Annotated in this window: 1 protein-coding gene; it reads right to left on the reverse strand. The window is 62.5% G+C overall.

The window, feature by feature from the left end; all coding sequences use genetic code 11:
* A partial coding sequence (locus ACVCAG_RS45820; RefSeq protein WP_447191680.1) for an IS630 family transposase occupies window positions 1-618 on the reverse strand: 618 nt, incomplete at both ends.

Genomic DNA, 618 nt, shown 5'->3' on the forward strand with positions numbered 1-618 from the left:
TATTTCTTTGATGGCTGGCTGGGTGGGTTGATCTTGGCGAGGTAGTCGGCGAGGGACTTGAGGATCTCGTCGGCGGTCTTGGTCCAGGTGAACGGTCTGGGGTCCTGGTTCCAGGTGTCGATCCAGGCCTTGATGTCGTCTTCGAGGGCTTGGACGGAGGTGTGGACTCCGCGGCGGAGGAGTTTGTCGGTCAGTAGTCCGAACCAGCGCTCGACCTGGTTGATCCATGACGAGCCGGTCGGGGTGAAGTGGACGTGGAAGCGCGGGTGCCGGCTCAGCCAGGTTCTGATCTCGGCGGTGTTGTGGGTGGCGTAGTTGTCGCACACCAGGTGCACGTCGAGTTCGGCGGGGACGGCCTTGTCTATGGTGACCAGGAACTTCTTGAACTCAAGGGCTCGGTGGCGCCTGTGGAGTTCACCGATGACGGTGCCGTCGGCGATGTTGAAGGCCGCAAACAGGCTGGTGATGCCGTGCCGCAGGTAGTCGTGGGTGCGGCGTTCGGGCATGCCCGGCATCATCGGCAGGATCGGCTGAGACCGGTCCAGAGCTTGGATCTGGGACTTCTCGTCGACACAAAGCACGACGGCTTTCTCGGGCGGGTTGTGGTAGAGCCCGACG

Source organism: Streptosporangium sp. G12, from assembly GCF_052983175.1.